General features: G+C 73.7%; 13 protein-coding genes. 3 read left to right on the forward strand and 10 right to left on the reverse strand.

Annotation, left to right across the window (positions count from 1 at the left end):
• Positions 1-40: 40 nt before the first annotated feature.
• Complete coding sequence (gene leuC / locus C8D89_RS02230) at positions 41-1,477, reverse strand: 3-isopropylmalate dehydratase large subunit (RefSeq protein ID WP_207786995.1); 1,437 nt, start codon at positions 1,475-1,477, stop codon at positions 41-43.
• Between the two features lie 58 nt (positions 1,478-1,535).
• On the opposite strand from leuC, the gene C8D89_RS02235 reads away from it, so the two are divergent.
• Both C8D89_RS02235 and C8D89_RS02240 read left to right on the forward strand, forming a co-directional pair.
• Positions 1,536-2,231: an IclR family transcriptional regulator gene (locus C8D89_RS02235; RefSeq protein WP_116706407.1), complete on the forward strand. Its 696-nt coding sequence runs from the start codon at positions 1,536-1,538 to the stop codon at positions 2,229-2,231.
• Between the two features lie 80 nt (positions 2,232-2,311).
• Positions 2,312-2,491: a hypothetical protein gene (locus C8D89_RS02240; RefSeq protein ID WP_116706408.1), complete on the forward strand. Its 180-nt coding sequence runs from the start codon at positions 2,312-2,314 to the stop codon at positions 2,489-2,491.
• A 162-nt stretch (positions 2,492-2,653) separates the two neighbouring features.
• On the opposite strand, the gene C8D89_RS02245 is transcribed toward C8D89_RS02240, so the two are convergent.
• From C8D89_RS02245 to C8D89_RS02285, 9 genes are read right to left on the reverse strand one after another with little or no spacing between them, the layout of a single operon-like run.
• Positions 2,654-3,940, reverse strand: coding sequence for an alpha/beta fold hydrolase (locus C8D89_RS02245; protein WP_116706409.1), 1,287 nt, complete (start codon positions 3,938-3,940; stop codon positions 2,654-2,656).
• Positions 3,937-4,182 carry a hypothetical protein gene (locus C8D89_RS02250; protein WP_116706410.1) on the reverse strand — a complete coding sequence of 82 codons (246 nt, stop codon included), beginning with the start codon at positions 4,180-4,182 and terminating at the stop codon, positions 3,937-3,939. The genes C8D89_RS02245 and C8D89_RS02250 overlap by 4 nt, the downstream gene beginning before the upstream one ends.
• Entirely contained in the window at positions 4,179-4,847 is a 669-nt protein-coding gene (locus C8D89_RS02255) for a VOC family protein (protein ID WP_116706411.1), read from the reverse strand. Before C8D89_RS02255 ends, C8D89_RS02250 begins: the two co-directional genes overlap by 4 nt.
• Positions 4,848-4,879: 32 nt before the next feature.
• Entirely contained in the window at positions 4,880-5,602 is a 723-nt protein-coding gene (locus C8D89_RS02260; protein WP_116706412.1) for a TetR/AcrR family transcriptional regulator, read from the reverse strand.
• Positions 5,603-5,627: 25 nt separating this feature from the next.
• On the reverse strand, positions 5,628-6,323 hold the full coding sequence (locus tag C8D89_RS02265) for a maleate cis-trans isomerase family protein (RefSeq protein ID WP_116706873.1): 696 nt from the start codon (positions 6,321-6,323) through the stop codon (positions 5,628-5,630).
• Positions 6,324-6,373: 50 nt separating this feature from the next.
• Positions 6,374-7,978, reverse strand: a complete 1,605-nt coding sequence (locus tag C8D89_RS02270) for a (2,3-dihydroxybenzoyl)adenylate synthase (protein ID WP_116706413.1) — start codon at positions 7,976-7,978, stop codon at positions 6,374-6,376.
• Positions 7,975-9,558, reverse strand: coding sequence for an FAD-dependent monooxygenase (locus tag C8D89_RS02275; RefSeq protein WP_243417727.1), 1,584 nt, complete (start codon positions 9,556-9,558; stop codon positions 7,975-7,977). The genes C8D89_RS02270 and C8D89_RS02275 overlap by 4 nt, the downstream gene beginning before the upstream one ends.
• A 33-nt stretch (positions 9,559-9,591) precedes the next feature.
• Positions 9,592-11,922, reverse strand: a complete 2,331-nt coding sequence (locus C8D89_RS02280) for a hydantoinase B/oxoprolinase family protein (RefSeq protein WP_116706415.1) — start codon at positions 11,920-11,922, stop codon at positions 9,592-9,594.
• Positions 11,923-11,924: 2 nt separating this feature from the next.
• A complete protein-coding gene (locus tag C8D89_RS02285) occupies positions 11,925-14,030 on the reverse strand; it encodes a hydantoinase/oxoprolinase family protein (RefSeq protein WP_116706416.1) in 2,106 nt (701 codons plus the stop codon).
• Between the two features lie 177 nt (positions 14,031-14,207).
• Between C8D89_RS02285 and C8D89_RS02290 the strand changes: the two genes are divergently transcribed.
• Entirely contained in the window at positions 14,208-15,173 is a 966-nt protein-coding gene (locus tag C8D89_RS02290; protein WP_116706417.1) for a TIGR03557 family F420-dependent LLM class oxidoreductase, read from the forward strand.
• The last annotated feature ends 31 nt before the right edge of the window (positions 15,174-15,204 follow it).

Here is a 15,204-nt window from a genome sequence, read left to right on the forward strand (position 1 = left end):
GACGCAGCGAACAGCGCGTTCGCTGCGGGATCGGGCCGGCTCAGGCGAACTGCAGCGTTGTCGGCGAGAGGTCCTCGGGCGAGGACAGGGTGCCGCGCACGGCGGTGGCCGCGGCCACCAGCGGCGACACGAGGTGCGTGCGCCCGCCCTTGCCCTGGCGGCCCTCGAAGTTGCGGTTCGACGTCGACGCGCACCGCTGCCCGGGGGCGAGCTGGTCGGGGTTCATGCCCAGACACATCGAGCAGCCCGCCGAGCGCCACTCCGCGCCGGCCTCGGTGAACACCTTGTCCAGGCCCTCCTGCTCGGCCTGCATCTTGACGCGCATGGAGCCGGGGACGACGAGCATCTGCACCGAATCGGCCACGTGTCGGCCCTCCATCACCGACGCCGCGGCGCGCAGGTCCTCGATGCGGGCGTTGGTGCACGAGCCGAGGAAGACCACGTCGACCCCGACGTCGCGCAGCGGCGTGCCGGGCTCGAGGGCCATGTACTCCAGCGCCTTGCGCGTGGCGACCGCGTCGGCGTCGTCCATCTCCGCCGGGTCGGGCACGGTCTCGCCCAGCGGGACGCCCTGGCCCGGGTTGGTGCCCCACGTGACGTAGGGAGTCAGCGACCCCGCATCGATGTGCACGACTTCGTCGAACACGGCGTCGTCGTCGGTGCGCAGCTCCCGCCACGCCGCGACGGCGGAGTCCCACTGCTCGCCCTGCGGGGCGTGCGGGCGGCCCTCGAGATAGGCGAACGTGGTCTCGTCCGGGGCGACCATGCCCGCGCGGGCACCCGCCTCGATCGACATGTTGCACATGGTCATGCGGGCTTCCATCGACATCTGCCGCACGGCCTCGCCGCGGTACTCGAGCACGTAGCCCGCCCCGCCACCGGTGCCGATCTGCGCGATCACCGCGAGGATCACGTCCTTGGACGTGACCCCGGGCCGCAGCTCGCCGGAGATCTCGATCGCCATCGTCTTGAACGGCCGCAGCGGCAGCGTCTGGGTCGCGAGCACGTGCTCGACCTCGGAGGTGCCGATGCCGAACGCGAGCGCGCCGAACGCCCCGTGGGTGGAGGTGTGCGAGTCGCCGCAGACCACCGTCGTGCCCGGCTGGGTCAGCCCCAGCTCGGGGCCGATCATGTGGACGATGCCCTGGTTGTCGTCGCCCATCGGGAAGAGCCGGATCCCGAACTCCTCGACGTTGCGCCGCAGCGTGTCGACCTGCGTGCGGGACACCTCGTCGGCGATCGGCGCGAGAATGTCGAGCGTCGGGACGTTGTGGTCCTCGGTGGCGATCGTGAGGTCGGGGCGGCGCACCCGGCGGCCGGCCAGGCGCAGACCGTCGAACGCCTGCGGACTCGTCACCTCGTGCACGAGGTGGAGGTCGATGTAGAGGAGGTCGGGCTCGGTGCCGCCTCCCGGGGCCGCTCCCCCTGCTCGGACCACGTGCTGGTCCCAGACCTTCTCCGCGAGCGTGCGTCCCACTTCTCCGCCTTCTTCCCCCGGCCTTGAATCCCACAGTCTGGGACTACGATGTCGTCCTGTGGGACAGGGTAGCGGCATCGGGGTGCTCGACAAGGCGGTGGTCGTCCTGTGGGCTGCGGCCGCGACGCCCTGTGCGCTGGGTGAGCTGTGCGAGCGCACCGGCCTCCCTCGGGCCACCGCCCACCGCCTGGCCGTCGGGCTGGAGGCGCACCGGCTGCTGGCGCGCGACGCCGACGGCCGCTGGCGTCCCGGTCCCGCGCTCGGCGAGCTGGCCCACGGCCACGGCGACCCGCTGCTGACCGCCGCCGAGGAGGTCCTGCCGGACCTGCGCGACCTCACCGGCGAGAGCGTCCAGCTCTACCGCCGCGACGGGGACGCGCGGGTCTGCGTGGCCGCGGCCGAGCCCGCGAGCGGGCTGCGCGACACGGTGCCGGTGGGGGTGCGGGTGTCGATGGCCGCGGGGTCGGGGGCGAAGGTGCTGGCGGCCTGGTCCCAGGAACCCTCCGCCTTCACCGAGCGCGTGCTCGACGAGGTGCGTCGTCGCGGCTGGGCGCAGAGCGTCGCCGAGCGCGAGGCCGGGGTGGCCAGCGTGTCGGCGCCGGTCCGCTCCCCCGACGGCTCGGTGATCGCCGCCGTGTCGGTGTCCGGTCCCGTCGACCGTCTCGGGCGGCGGCCCGGGGCGCGCTGGGCGGAGCCCCTGCTCGCCGCGGCCCGGAGCCTCGAGGTCCGGCTCGCGGAGGTCGACCGCGGATAGGTACGCAGCGTGGCGAGGTGTCGACGAAACGTGACGACCGCGTGGCCCGTTCCGTGATCCGACGGCGACAGGATCGACGGGTGTCGACCGTCCCCACCACGTCCGACGTGCTCGACGACGTCCCGTCCCCGCGGCGCACCATCGAGGACCTCCGCGCACTGTCCCGGGACCTCGAGCTCCTCATCCCCGTCGTCCGCGAACTCGTCGCGCTCCAGGCGGAGCTCGAGGCCGGGCTGCCACGCTTGCGCCGACCGGGGTAGACCGTCGGGGTGGAGCGCGACTTCGTCGGGCACGGCCCGCACACCGCGTTGCACCGCGATCAGGTGGTGGACTGGTGGATCGCGCTCGGCGGGGAGGGCGTACCGTCCGGCACTCCACCGTTCGAGTGAGACCGCACGTCCAGGGTTCACGGCCGCCGGGGACTACCCCGGCGGTGGCGGCGCGAGCGCGTACCGGTCGGCGAGCCAGCGCCCGATCTCGTCGGCGGCGAGCTGGTTGCCCGTCGGCTCGCCGGGCGCGATCGCGCCGCCGAAGTGGGTGCCGCGCACCGCGACGCGGGTGAGGTCGGCGGCGCCGAGCACGTCGGTCATGCGCCGCGAGTCCGCGGGGAACGCAGCCTGGTCGCCGGTCAGCTCGACGAACAGCGTCGGGACCGTGACGCCCGGCGCGCAGCGCACGAAGTCGGCCTGCGAGGAGAGCCCCGACCACGTCGACAGCCAGGCCTCCGGTGTGACGAGGCGCCCGAACCCGACGTGCCCGTAGTTGATGAGGTCGGGGCGCGCCCCGAACAGCGAGCCGTAGGGCCGCTCGCTGGGGTCGAGGGAGAGGTCGACCGTGCGCGGGTCGGCGTCGGTGCGGAACACGGTGAGGATGTGCGGGGTCAGCGCGCGGCGGCGGTCCGCGGCTGCACCGGTCTTCTCGTGCACGGCACGCGCGTCCGCGGTGCGGGCGAGGAGCTCACGGGCGCGGGCGTCGATCCGCGCGACCCGATCGCGCTGCGCGGCGCGGTAGCGGGCGAGGAACTCCTCGTCGTAGGACGAGCTCGCCGGCGGCTCCGCGAACCCGTTGCGCGGATCGAAGGCGTCGAGCTCGGGGACGGCGGCGAGGGGGTCGCGCTCGTCGGCCACCGACGGGTCGATGCAGCCCAGCAGCAGTCGGCCCTGACCGGGGTGCGGCGCGAGGAACACGACGCCGTCGGTGACGGGCATCGCGGCGTCGCCGAGCTTCGTGGGCCGCCCGCCGGGCGTGCGGGCGATCCGCCCCGGGCCGGGGAGCGCGGCCTGCTCGAGGTAGTACGCGAACAGCGTGCCGCCGCCGGAGTGCCCCAGCGCGACGACGGCCTCGAATCCACGCTCCCGCAGGAAGGCGATGCCCGCGGCGACGTCGAGCAGCGCCTGCTCGTGGACCAGCGTGAGGTCGTTGTTCACCGAGCGGGTGTGCTGGGTCCACACCGCGGCCCCGGCGGCGAGCAGCGCGGGCACGAGCGGGTGGTGCGTGAGGTCCTGGCGCGGGTGCATCAGCACGACCACGGTGCGGGCGTCGGGGACGGTCGCGAGCACCCCGCGCACCGCGGCGCCGTCGGCGGTCGTGAGCTCGTGGACGCTGGTGACGGTGGACGCGGGGCGCTCGCCCGCGGCGACGTGGCGGCCGGCTCCGAGCCCGGTGGCCTTTCCCGTCACCGCGCCCGCCCCGGCGGTCGGCGCGCTCATGCCGGGTCGACCCGCAGGGCGTCCTTGTCGTGCTGGACGATCCGGCCGCCCGCGACGCCGGCCACGCAGCTGTACCAGACCGCGTGCCGGCAGCCCGTCGCGCGGCGGTCCACGACGATCGCGCCGTCCGCGGTGATCTCGAAGTACGGCCCGACCCGTCCGACCCTCACCTCGGGGTCCTCGGCCGCGACCTTGGCCACCGCGGTGTTCTCCGGGACGTCGAGGACGTAGAGCGCCGTCACCGCGCGGCCTCCTCGACCCGCGCGAGGTCCCGCTGCGCCGATTCCCAGGGGCCGGCCCGCTCGACGATCAGCTCGGCCTTGCGGGCGAGCAGCTTGCCGAAGGTGGGCTCGGGCTCGGCGACCACGTCGAGCAGGGCGTCGATGGTGAGGTTCGCGTCGAGGTCCTCCTGCGGCGTCACGGGACGCATCGCACGGGTGAACTCGACCATGTAGCCGTTGGGGTCGTGGGTGTAGATCGACTCGATGGTCTCGTGCTGGATCTGCATCTCGACCGGCCAGGCGCTCTCGTCCAGGCGCCGGCGGTACTCGAGCAGGTCGTCCTGGTCGTCGACGTGGATCGCCAGGTGCCGCGACCGGACGAAGAACTCCGGGACCTCCGGGCCGAAGCCCGCGTAGGCGTCGCCACGCTCGTGGGCGTGCACCGGAGCGAGGCCGAAGTAGTAGAAGAACGCGATCCGGTCGTCGTTGCCGATGTCGAAGAAGAAGTGGATGAAGTCCGGGTGGTCCTCCGGCCCCCACCCCGCCGCGCAGATCGAGTGCACCACCGGGAAGCCGAGCACGTCGCGGTAGAAGCGCACCGTGCCCGCGGGGTCGAAGGTCGGGAACGCCGTGTGGTCCACGCCCCGCACCTTGTGCTCGAGGCGTGCGCTGCCCTCGTCCGTCATGGACCCAGGCTACGCGGACTTCGACGAGCCCGTCAATCTTTCGACGGCAGCGACGAGGAGATGATGCGCTCGAGGTAGTCGAGGTCCTGGCGCAGGAGGTCCAGCGCCGCGGCGGGATCGTCGGCGCGGGGGCTCTGCGGTGCGCGGTCCGGGGGCTGGGCGACCAGCGTCACCGCCATGTCGGCCATCTGTTCGGCGACCTCCTCGGCACTCTGCGACCCGCCGGGGTGGAACCACCACGCGATCCAGTTGCACATCCCGATCAGGGCGAGCGCGGTCGTCCGCACGGGCCGAGGACGGAACTCGCCGCTGCGGATCCCCTGGTCGACGACCCGCGCGAACCCGTCGAGCACCCGGCGCTTCGCGGTCTCGTGCGCCGACGCCAGGTCCGGGGGGAGCTCGGACTCCGACCGGATGACCAGGCGGAACCGCGCCGCGTGGTGGGCCTGGCGCGACGCGATGAGGTGCACGAGCCGGCGGAGCTTCTCCGTCGCGCCCGCGTCCGAGTCCGCGATCTCGGCCGCCGCGTCCGCCGGCCCCTCGGTGATCTCGGTGACCAGCTGGGCGAGCAGCTGGTCCTTGTTCCTGACGTAGTAGTAGAGCGCCGGCCGCGTCATGCCCATCGCGTCGGCGATGTCCTGCAGGCTCGTGCCCGCGAACCCGCGCTCGGCGAACAGCCGGGTGGCCTGCTCGTAGATCTGGGCCTCGACGAGCTCGCGCCGCGCCGACACCCGGCCGTTCTCCGACGGGCTCATGGCGAGCGACGATACCGACGGCGCGTCATCGCGCCGGGACGGTCGAGCGCGTCCGCAGCAGCGCGCCGGCGTCGGGGAGCTCGATGGGCAGGCCCAGTCCGCGGAGGAGGCAGAACGCCCCGGCGGTGGCGGCCGAGAGCACGGGCAGGCCGAACTCCTCCTCGGCGCGCGGGATGAGCGGCAGCGAGGGCATCTGCACGCACGCCGAGATGACGAGCGCGTCGGCGCCGCCGAGGTCCAGGCCCCGGGCGGCGGCGAGCACCCGGTCGCCGGGGATGCACCCGACCTCAGCGTTGTCGGCGACCTCGAGGGCGGCCCAGTCGACGACCTCCAGACCCTCGGCCTCGAGGTAGGCCACGACCTGCTCCGCCAGCGGCCGCACGTACGGGGTGACCAGGGCGATCCGTCGCGCCGACAGGGCGGCCAGCGCGTCGACCAGCGCGCCGGCGCTGGAGACGAGCGCCGGGTCCTGGCCGCGGGCGGCCGTCTGGGCGCGCACCAGCTCCTCGACCCGCCGGTGCTCCCCCGGCCCCTGCGCCATGATCGCGACGAGGCAGGCGTAGAGGACCGCGTCGACCCCCGCGTCGGCCAGCTCGTCGACGCAGCGCTCGCGCTGGGCGTTCATCGCGGCCAGCTCCTCGGCCGACACCCGGTGCATCCGCATCCGGCTGGCGTGGAAGGAGAACGACGCGCTCGGGTGCCGCGTCAGGAGCGCGGGCATCTCGGTCTCGACGGTGACGTTGGAGCTGGGCACGACCAGCCCGATGCGGTTCACGGGGCCTCTCCCTCGTCCTGCAACCTGGCCGTCACGTCCGCGACCATCGCCTTCTTGTCCACCTTGCCGACCCTGGTACGGGGCAGGGCCGCGACGACCTCGATCCGCTCGGGCCACTTGTACTTCGCGACGTCGAGCGCGCGAAGGTGCGCCCGGACGTCCTCGAGGGTCACCGGGACACCGTCGGTGACGAGGTAGGCGCAGCCGCGCTCGCCGAGTCGCGGGTCGGGCATCGCGACCAGCGCCGCCTCCACGACGTGCGGGTGGGTGAGCACCAGGAGCTCGACCTCCTCGGCGTTGATCTTCTCGCCGCCGCGGTTGATGAGGTCCTTGATGCGGCCCTCGATCGAGACCGCACGGTGCCCGTCGACGGCGTGGATCGCCGCGAGGTCGCCGGTGCGGTAGAAGCCGTCGGAGGTGAAGGCCTCCGGCCGGTCCTCGCCGTGGTAGGCGCGCAGCGTGTACGGGCCCCGGCAGCACAGCTCGCCCACCTCGCCGTCGGGGACCTCCTCCTCGCTTCCCGGCTCGAGCACCCGCACCTCGTCGAGCGGCGAGATCGGCACCCCGACCGTGGTGCGGCGCAGCTCGGCCGACGTGCCCTGCGGCGTCACCAGGAACATCCCCTCGGCCATGCCGAAGAGCTGGCCGACCCACGCCCCGCCCCGCCCCGTCGCGGCGAACAGCTCCTCCGACACCTTCGCCCCGGAGAGCAGGACGACGCGCAACGTCTCGGCGAGCGAGTCGTAGAGCGGGTGGGCCGGAGCGCGGTAGTGCACGTGCCCGAAGAGCACCGAGGTGGTGCGCTCCGCGGCGAGCAGGGGCAGGGCGGTGTCGAGGTCGTGGTCGGTGAGCACGAGGCACGCGCCGACGGCGTGCGGGGCGTGCACGCCGCACACGACCCCGGCGTTGTGGATCACAGGGATGAGGTGGCCGACGCGGTCGTCGGCGGTCCAGGCGAGCGCCGCGGCGTAGGCGCGGGCGTTGTACCAGTACTCGGCGTGCCGCCGCGGGATCAGCTTCGGGACGCCGGTGGTGCCGCCGGAGAGCTGGAAGACCGCGACGTCGTCGGGGTCGACGCCGCGCTGGATCTCCTCGACACGCTTGCGGGCCTCGTCCGGGTCGATCTCCGCGGTCGGGAGGTCGTCGAGGACGAGGACGTGGCGCAACGTCGGGTGGTCGTGCGCCTGCTCGCGGGCGAAGGCGAGGAGGTCGGTGCCGCGGGTGTCGGCCTCCACGAGGTGCGCCCGCGCCCCGACGGCCCGGCTGATGTGCGCGATCTCGTGCCCGCGGTGCGCGGCGAGGGTCGCGACGGGGACGAGCCCGGCCTTGAGCAGGGCGTACCAGGCGACGACGGTCTCGAGGCGGTTCGTCACCTGGATGATCACCGGCTCGCCCGGCCGCAGCCCGAGGTCGGCGAGGCCGAGGGCGATGCGGTCGGTCCGGGCGTCGAGCTCGGCGTAGGTCAGGCGGCCCTGGGCGGCGGCGACGGCTTCGTGGTCGGGGTGCGCGAGGGCGACCTCGTGGAACTCCTCGGCGATCGTCCTCGTGCCCCAGAGTCCCGCGTCGCGGTACCTCCGGACGCACTCGGCGGGGAAGGTCATCGGCCGTCTCCCCCGCCGCTCCGCTCTCCCCGGAACGCCACCAGGTGGGTGCGGTCGGCGGCGAGGCCGTCGGCGAGGTCCGCACGGAGCCCGTGCGGCCCGACGACCACGACGAGCGCGGGCGTGCGCCGCCGGAGGCGTTCGGCGACCTCGAGGCGGGTGAGGACGCTCGCGCGGTCGTCCCCGCCGGTCAGCCACACGCAGTCGATGATCCCGGCACCGCGTCGCACCCCGTCCTCGACCGTCTGCTCGCGGCCGGCCGGCCGATCGTCGGCGCCGAGGTCGAGCACGGTGGCGCCGAGGGCGGCCGGGTCGTCGGGCACGACGCGCCCGTCGAACCCGCGGGTGCCCACGGGCTCGTCCACCGCGTCCAGGTCGGGCTCCTGGCCCGGGGACGACGGGCGCAACGCCCGCTCCAGCGCCCACTCCACCAGCGACCCCTCCGCGGGAGGATCCTCCCCCGCCCACTGCCGCAGCGCGGTCGCGACGACGTCGGGGGTGCCGGCGGCGAAGCGGTCCAGCGGCACGTTGCCGGCACGGCTCATGTAAGCGACGAGGAGCTGCTCGACGGGCAGGTCCAGCCTCTCCGGGAACGTCTCCCACCAGCGGCGGGAGCGTTCGGCGATGTCCTGGATGCGGGTGACCGCGGGGCGGCGCGCGTCCTCGTACGCGGCGAGGGCCGTCGCGAGATCGTCGGAGGAGTCCAGGGCGTCGACCAGCGCGATCGCGTCCTCCATCGCCAGCTTCGTCCCCGATCCCACCGAGTAGTGCGCGGTGTGCGCCGCGTCCCCGAGCAGCACGACGCGGCCGTCGTGCCACCGCGCGCACCGCACCGTGCGGAACTGCAGCCACCGCGTGCGGTTGCCGATCAGCCGGTGACCGTCGAGGTGCCGGGCGAAGACGTCGGAGAGGTACTCGAGCGCGACGGCGTCGGAGGCGTCAGCGGGCGTCGTCGCCGTGCTCTCCCCGAACCCCGCCTTCCTCCACGTCGCCTCGTCGGTCTCGACGAGGAACGTGCTGCGGTCGGGCGCGTAGGGGTAGGCGTGGGTCACGAACACGCCGTGCTCCGTGCGCTCCGGCGCGAACAGGGCGTGCGGCAGGGCCACGTCGACCCCCGCCCAGAGGTACCAGCCGCTCCCGACCTCGACCTCCGCGCCGAACGCGCCGGCCGCCCGGGTCGCGCTCCCCACCCCGTCGGCCGCGATCACGAGGTCGGCGTCGAGGTCGTCGGCCGCGCGCCGGGTCCCGAACTCGAGCTTCACGCCGGCGTCGTCGGCGTGATGCTGCAGCACCCGCAGCAGCTCGGCCCGCCCGATCGCGACCAGGGCGTTCACGTCCATCCCGGCCTCGCGGTCGCCGACGCGCATGCGCATGTCGTGCGACCACGCGGCGGCGAGGATGTCGTCGAGCGAGGCGGGGTCGGCCTCGGCGAGCCGGCGCTGCGTCCGCGCGGCGAGCCCGACCCCGAACCCGAAGGTCTGGTCCGGCACGCCCTGCTCGTGGACGACGACGTCGCAGTCCGGCCGGGCGAGCTTGAGCAGCCGCGCGGCGTACAGGCCCCCGGGCCCGCCGCCGAGCACGGCGACACGACGGAGCGGACATCTGGGCCGCATCTACGACCTCGCGTCCGCGAGCACGCGGCTGGTCCGGGTCACGTCGTCGACGTGGTCGACGGGCACGACCGCCGTGGAGACAGCGGTGAAGCACCCGGGACAGCAGTACTGCCGGAAAGCCACCTCCACGTCGACGTACTCCCCCGCCCCGTCCACGACCTGCGGGCCCGCGTCGCTGACCGGCCCGTCGTAGCGCACGAGGTCGAGCTCGCCGACGGCCCCGGAGCCCAGCACGGTCGCGCAGTGCCGGCACGCCACCTGGTCGGCGCCTTCTCGACGGACGGCGACGAGGTTGTCGTCGAGACGCCGGCCCCCGGTCAGGTCGATCGTTTCCCGCGGGGTCCCGTTCGCGCCGCCCCTGGCCCGCCGCGCGTCGCGGAGGTCCCGACGGCGGGTCTCGGTCGCCTCGGCGTCGACCGTGCCCGACGTGTCGAGGACGACGCCGTAGGCCTGCTCCGCGGTGGCCGCGGTGACCTTCTCCTCCCGCACGTCGCGGGCGACGTCGTCGGGGTCGCGGGTCAGCGGGTCGCCGTAGCCCCCGCCGCCCTGCCAGAACATCGTGAACACCTCGCCGGGCGCCACGTACGTCTCGCCGTAGCAGGGCTGCAGCTCCGCCGAGCCCCCGACGTCGGCCAGGTCGGACGGCATCCGACCACTCCCGAGCATCGTCGTGACGTCGCCACCGCGGGCGATGTACTCGACGCCGGTGTTGCCCGGGTAGCCGCCGGCGAGCCCGTTGTTCTGGCTGACCGCCTTGCCGTTGGAGGCCAGGACGAGGCCGATGGGGAAGCTCGTGCCGTGCGGGGTGATGGCCATGCTCGCGGACACCCCGCCGCGACGGCGCCCGGGGCCGCCCGAGTCCGGCTCCTCGCGACGCCACAGCGCGAGCACCGGGTAGAGGAACTCGGTCATCTCGACGTCGGGCACGCGGCCGAGCGGGATGCAGAAGAGCCCGCCGGTGTCCATGCCGTCGGCGTGCGGCTGGGCGCCGTAGCCACCGGCCATCGGGTCCATGATGATCGAGAGGAACGGCGTCGGAACGGCGCCGCGCTGGTCGAGCCCGGCGATCACCGCCGTGTCCCAGGTGCCGCAGCACGTGGCCTGGACGTGCGCTCCCTCGTCGCCGGGGTCAGGCGCCTGGTCGAGCATCTGGCTCAGGCACTCGGCGACGAGGTTGCCGGTCAGCCAGGCCGGACCGATCGGGCCACGGCCGACCGCCGCCGGGAAGCTCGCGTTGTTGATCGTTCCTTCCTCGGCGACCAGGTCGAAGCAGCGCATCAGCCCGCCGGCCGACCACGGGATGTCGCCGGCGAGCAGCGGCAGCAGCGCGAGCATCACCCCGCCGCGCATCCCGGCGTAGGTGCAGTTCACGACGCCGGACTGGGGGTCGGTGCCGGTGAAGTCGAAGGTGAGGTGGTCCGCCGCCTTCGTCATCGCGACGGTGATCTTGTGCAGGCCGCGGTCGCCGGTGTGGGACTGGTCCTGGTAGCCGGTGGCGCGCCAGGTGCCGTCGGGCACGGCCGTGAGCTTGCCGCGCAGGCGCGACTCGGCGTCGGTCATCATCCGCTTCATCACGGCCTTGACCGTGTCCGCGCCGTACTGCGCGATCACCGCGAGCAAACGGTCGCGACCGACGGTGTTGGCGCCGACCTTGGCCCGCAGGTCCAGCCCGATCATCAGCGGCACCCGTGAGCGGCGCACCCACACGTCGGCGACGTCGTCCTGCAGCACGCCGTCGCGCACGACCTTCACCGGCGGGGTGGGCAGCGACTCGGAGAAGACGTCCTGCGCCGCCGGCGAGAACGAGCCGAGGCCGACGCCGCCGAGGTCGGGCTGGTGGGCGATCGCCGAGGTCCAGCCGAAGAGCTTCCCGTCCCAGAACACCGGCTGGTAGACCATCGCGTCGTTCTGGTGCAGACCACCGCCGACCCACGGGTCGTTGGTGAGGAACATGTCGCCCTCGGCGATGCCGGGGTTGGTGGCGCGGTGCTGCAGCGTCCAGTAGATGGCGAGGTCGACGGCGCCGACGAGCATCGTGTTGTACAGCCCGACCTGCACCTCCTGGCCGAGCTCGTCCGAGACCGCGAAGTCGAAGTCGTTGGCGTCGGTGACGATCGGCGAGCCGGACATGCGCTTGAGCGCCTCGCCCATCTCGTCGGTCACCGACCACAGGCGGTGGCGCACGACCTCGTAGGTCAGCGGGTCGACGGCGTCGATCTGCTCCTGGGTGACGGTGTGCACCGGGAGGCTCTCCGGCAGCTGCGCGGCGAGCTCGGCGGGGTCGACGGGCCGGCTCGAGAACCGCTCGGAGCCGGGGACGGCCATGGTCATCGTCAGGCTCCCTGCTGCGTCTGCGTGATGTGGAGGTTGCCGAGCTCGTCGACGGTGCCGGTACGGCCGGCCGGGACGACGACGGTCGTCGTCGGGACCTCGACGATCGCCGGGCCGGTGATGACGTGGCCCGCGCGCAGCGCGACGTAGTCGTGGATCGGGGTGTCGACGAACCCCTGGCCGATCTCGAGGTAGACCGGGCGCGTCCCCGACGTCGGGACCGGTCCGTCCGCCCGCTCCAGCGGCGGCAGCTCCGGGCTGAACGGGAGGACGCCGCGGCCGCGCACGCGGTAGGTGATGGCCTGGATGCCGGCCGCGCCGAAGCCGGAGCCCGGGCCGTAGAGCTCGGCGTACCTGGCCTCGAAACGCTGGGCGGCGGCGTCGAGGGCCGCCCGGTCGAGCGGGCCGTCGGCGACGGGCACGGTGACCTCGGCGAGCTGCATCGCGTAGCGCATGTCGATCTCGCGGACGATCTCGACGCGGTCGAACGCCAGGCCCTGCCGGTCGAGGCCGTGGCGGACCTGGTCCTCGAGCTGGGCGAAGTTCTTCTCCGCGCGGACGGGGTCGACCGGGAGCTGGGCGGGGTCGGAGAGCTCCTGGACGAGCGCGATGTCCGAGGCGGCGAGGCCGTAGGCGGAGAACGCCGAGGCGACCGGGCCGAGCGGGACCACGACCTCGTCGACGCCGAGGTGCGTCGCGTACTTCGCGCAGAACGCGGGACCGGAGCCACCGAAGGCGTAGAGGACGAAGTCGCGCGGGTCGTGGCCGGCCTCGACGACGCTCTTGCGCAGCAGGTCGCCGGTCTGGGCGTTCTGCGCGGCGTGGATGGCCGCGGCGGCATCGTCCGTGCTCAGGCCGAGGGGCTCCGCGATCCGCGTGCGGATGGCCTCTCTGGCCTTCTCCGCGTTCAGCGCCTTCCGGCCGCCGAGCAGACCGGTCGCCGGGAGGATGCCGAGGACGAGGTTGGCGTCGGTGTTGGTCGGTTCGGTGCCGCCCTGGTCGTAGCAGGCGGGCCCGGGGTCCGCCTGGGCCGAGTGCGGGCCGATCCTCAGGTTGCCGCCGGCGTCGACCCACGCGATCGCACCGCCGCCCGAGCCGATGGCGTGCACCCGCAGCGTCGGCACGTTGATCGGGTGGTGGTTGATGACGGTCGTCGTGTCGCGCTCGGGCTCGCCGTCGACGATGAGCCCGACGAGGAAGGTGGTGCCGCCGACATCGGTGGAGATGATGTTGCGGTGGCCGAGCCGCCGGCCCAGCGCCTGGGAGCCGACGACCCCGCCCGTCAGGACCGACCCGACGGTGGAGATGGCCTGCTGGGGTGCCTCGGACGCGGCGACCGCGCCCCCGTTGGACTGCATGACCAGCAGCGGACCGACGAGTCCCGCGTCCTTCAGGCTCGCCTCGAGATCGGTGAGGTAGCCACGCAGGCCGGGCCCGACCTGGGTGCTCATGATCGTGGTCGAGTTGCGGGCGAACTCGCGGATGCGGGGGCTGACCTCGCTGGAGAGCGCGACGAAGACGTCCGGGTCGATCCCGTGGACGATCTCGCGGATGCGACGCTCGTGCACCGGGTTGCGGAACGCCCAGAGCAGCGACACCGCGATGGCCCGGATGCCGTCGGCGAGCAGCGTCTCGACCTGCCGGCGCACCTCGTCCTCGTCGAGGGCGACGACGACCTCCCCGTCGCGGTCGATCCGCTCGGTCACCTCGAGCGCGTGGCGCTTGGGCAGGAGCCCGTGCTGCTTGTCCTGGGCCAGCACGTGCTGGAGCTCGTGCGGCGAGCGCCCGAGGTAGCGGCCCTCGACGTTCATGATGAAGATCGAGTCGCGGTGGCCCTTGGTCGTCAGGAAGCCGACGTCGGGCACCCGCCGCATCACCAGCGCGTTGAGCGAGGACGTCGTGCCGTGGGCGATGTGGTGGGTCTCGGCCAGCACGTCGGCGAACGGGCGGCCGAGCTGCTCGGCCAGCAGCCCGAGGACGTCGAGCACCCCGCGGGAGTAGTCCGGGGGCGTCGACGGCACCTTGGCGGCGACCACCGATCCCGCGTCGTCGTCGAGTACCGCGTCGGTGAACGTCCCGCCCACGTCGACGCCGATCACGAACGCCATGGCCACTCCTCGCTGGGTCCGGCGTGACCCGCGCCACGCTCTTGACGATAGTGTCAGATGTTCGACGCTCAAGACGATCCCGTCAAGGGTGCACCCTGCGCGTCCGCGGGTAGGCCCCGACCGACACCGGCCCTCGACCCCACCGGGTGGCCGCCCGACCACCGCGCTGGGGGCACCGTGACGTCCTACGGCTACTTCCTCTCCTCGGAGCAGTACGGCCCGCACGAGCTCGTCGACCAGGCCCGGCGCGCCGAGGCCGCGGGGTTCGACCGGCTGTGGATCTCCGACCACTTCCATCCCTGGCTCGACGCGCAGGGCCAGAGCCCGTTCGTCTGGTCGGTGATCGGCGCGTTGTCGCAGGTGACGGCGCTGCCGATCTCGACCGCCGTGACCTGCCCGATGATCCGCATCCACCCGGCGATCGTGGCCCAGGCCGCGGCGACCGCCGCCGTGCAGACCGAGGGACGCTTCGTCCTCGGGGTGGGCAGCGGCGAGGCGCTCAACGAGCACGTGCTCGGGGACCGCTGGCCCCCGGTCGGCGAGCGCCTGGCCATGCTCACCGAGGCCGTCGAGGTGATCCGCGCCCTGCATGCCGGCGGGGTCGTGAACCACCGCGGGACGCACTACCGCGTGGAGGACGCGCGGCTCTACACGCTGCCCGACCAGCCGGTGCCGATCTACGTCTCGGGCTTCGGGCCGCAGGCGGCGACGCTGGCGGGGCAGATCGGCGACGGCTACTGCGGGGTCGACCCCGACGCGTCACTGCTCGCGGCGTATCGCGAAGCCGGCGGCGAGGGACCGACGCAGGGCGGCACCAAGGTGTGCTGGGCCGGCAGCGTCGACGAGGGCGTGGACATCGCCCACCGGCTCTGGCCCAACGACGCCCTGACCGGCCAGATCCCCCAGATCCTGCCTCGCCCGCAGGACTTCGCCGCGGCGACGAGCCTCGTCGGGCGGGACGCGATCGCGAGCACGTTCGCCTGCGGCCCGGACGTCGACGCGCACGTCGGGCAGCTCGGCGCGTACGCCGACGCGGGATACGACGAGGTGTACGTGCAGCAGATCGGGCCGGACCACGACGGCTTCTTCGCTGCCTACCGAGACGAGGTGCTGCCCGCCCTGCGCCAGCATGGTTCCGGCTGACGGCCCGGGGCGTCCTCCCGAGGCGGCGGGG

The sequence above is a fragment of the Actinomycetospora cinnamomea genome (assembly GCF_003096675.1).
GTDB lineage: Bacteria > Actinomycetota > Actinomycetes > Mycobacteriales > Pseudonocardiaceae > Actinomycetospora > Actinomycetospora cinnamomea.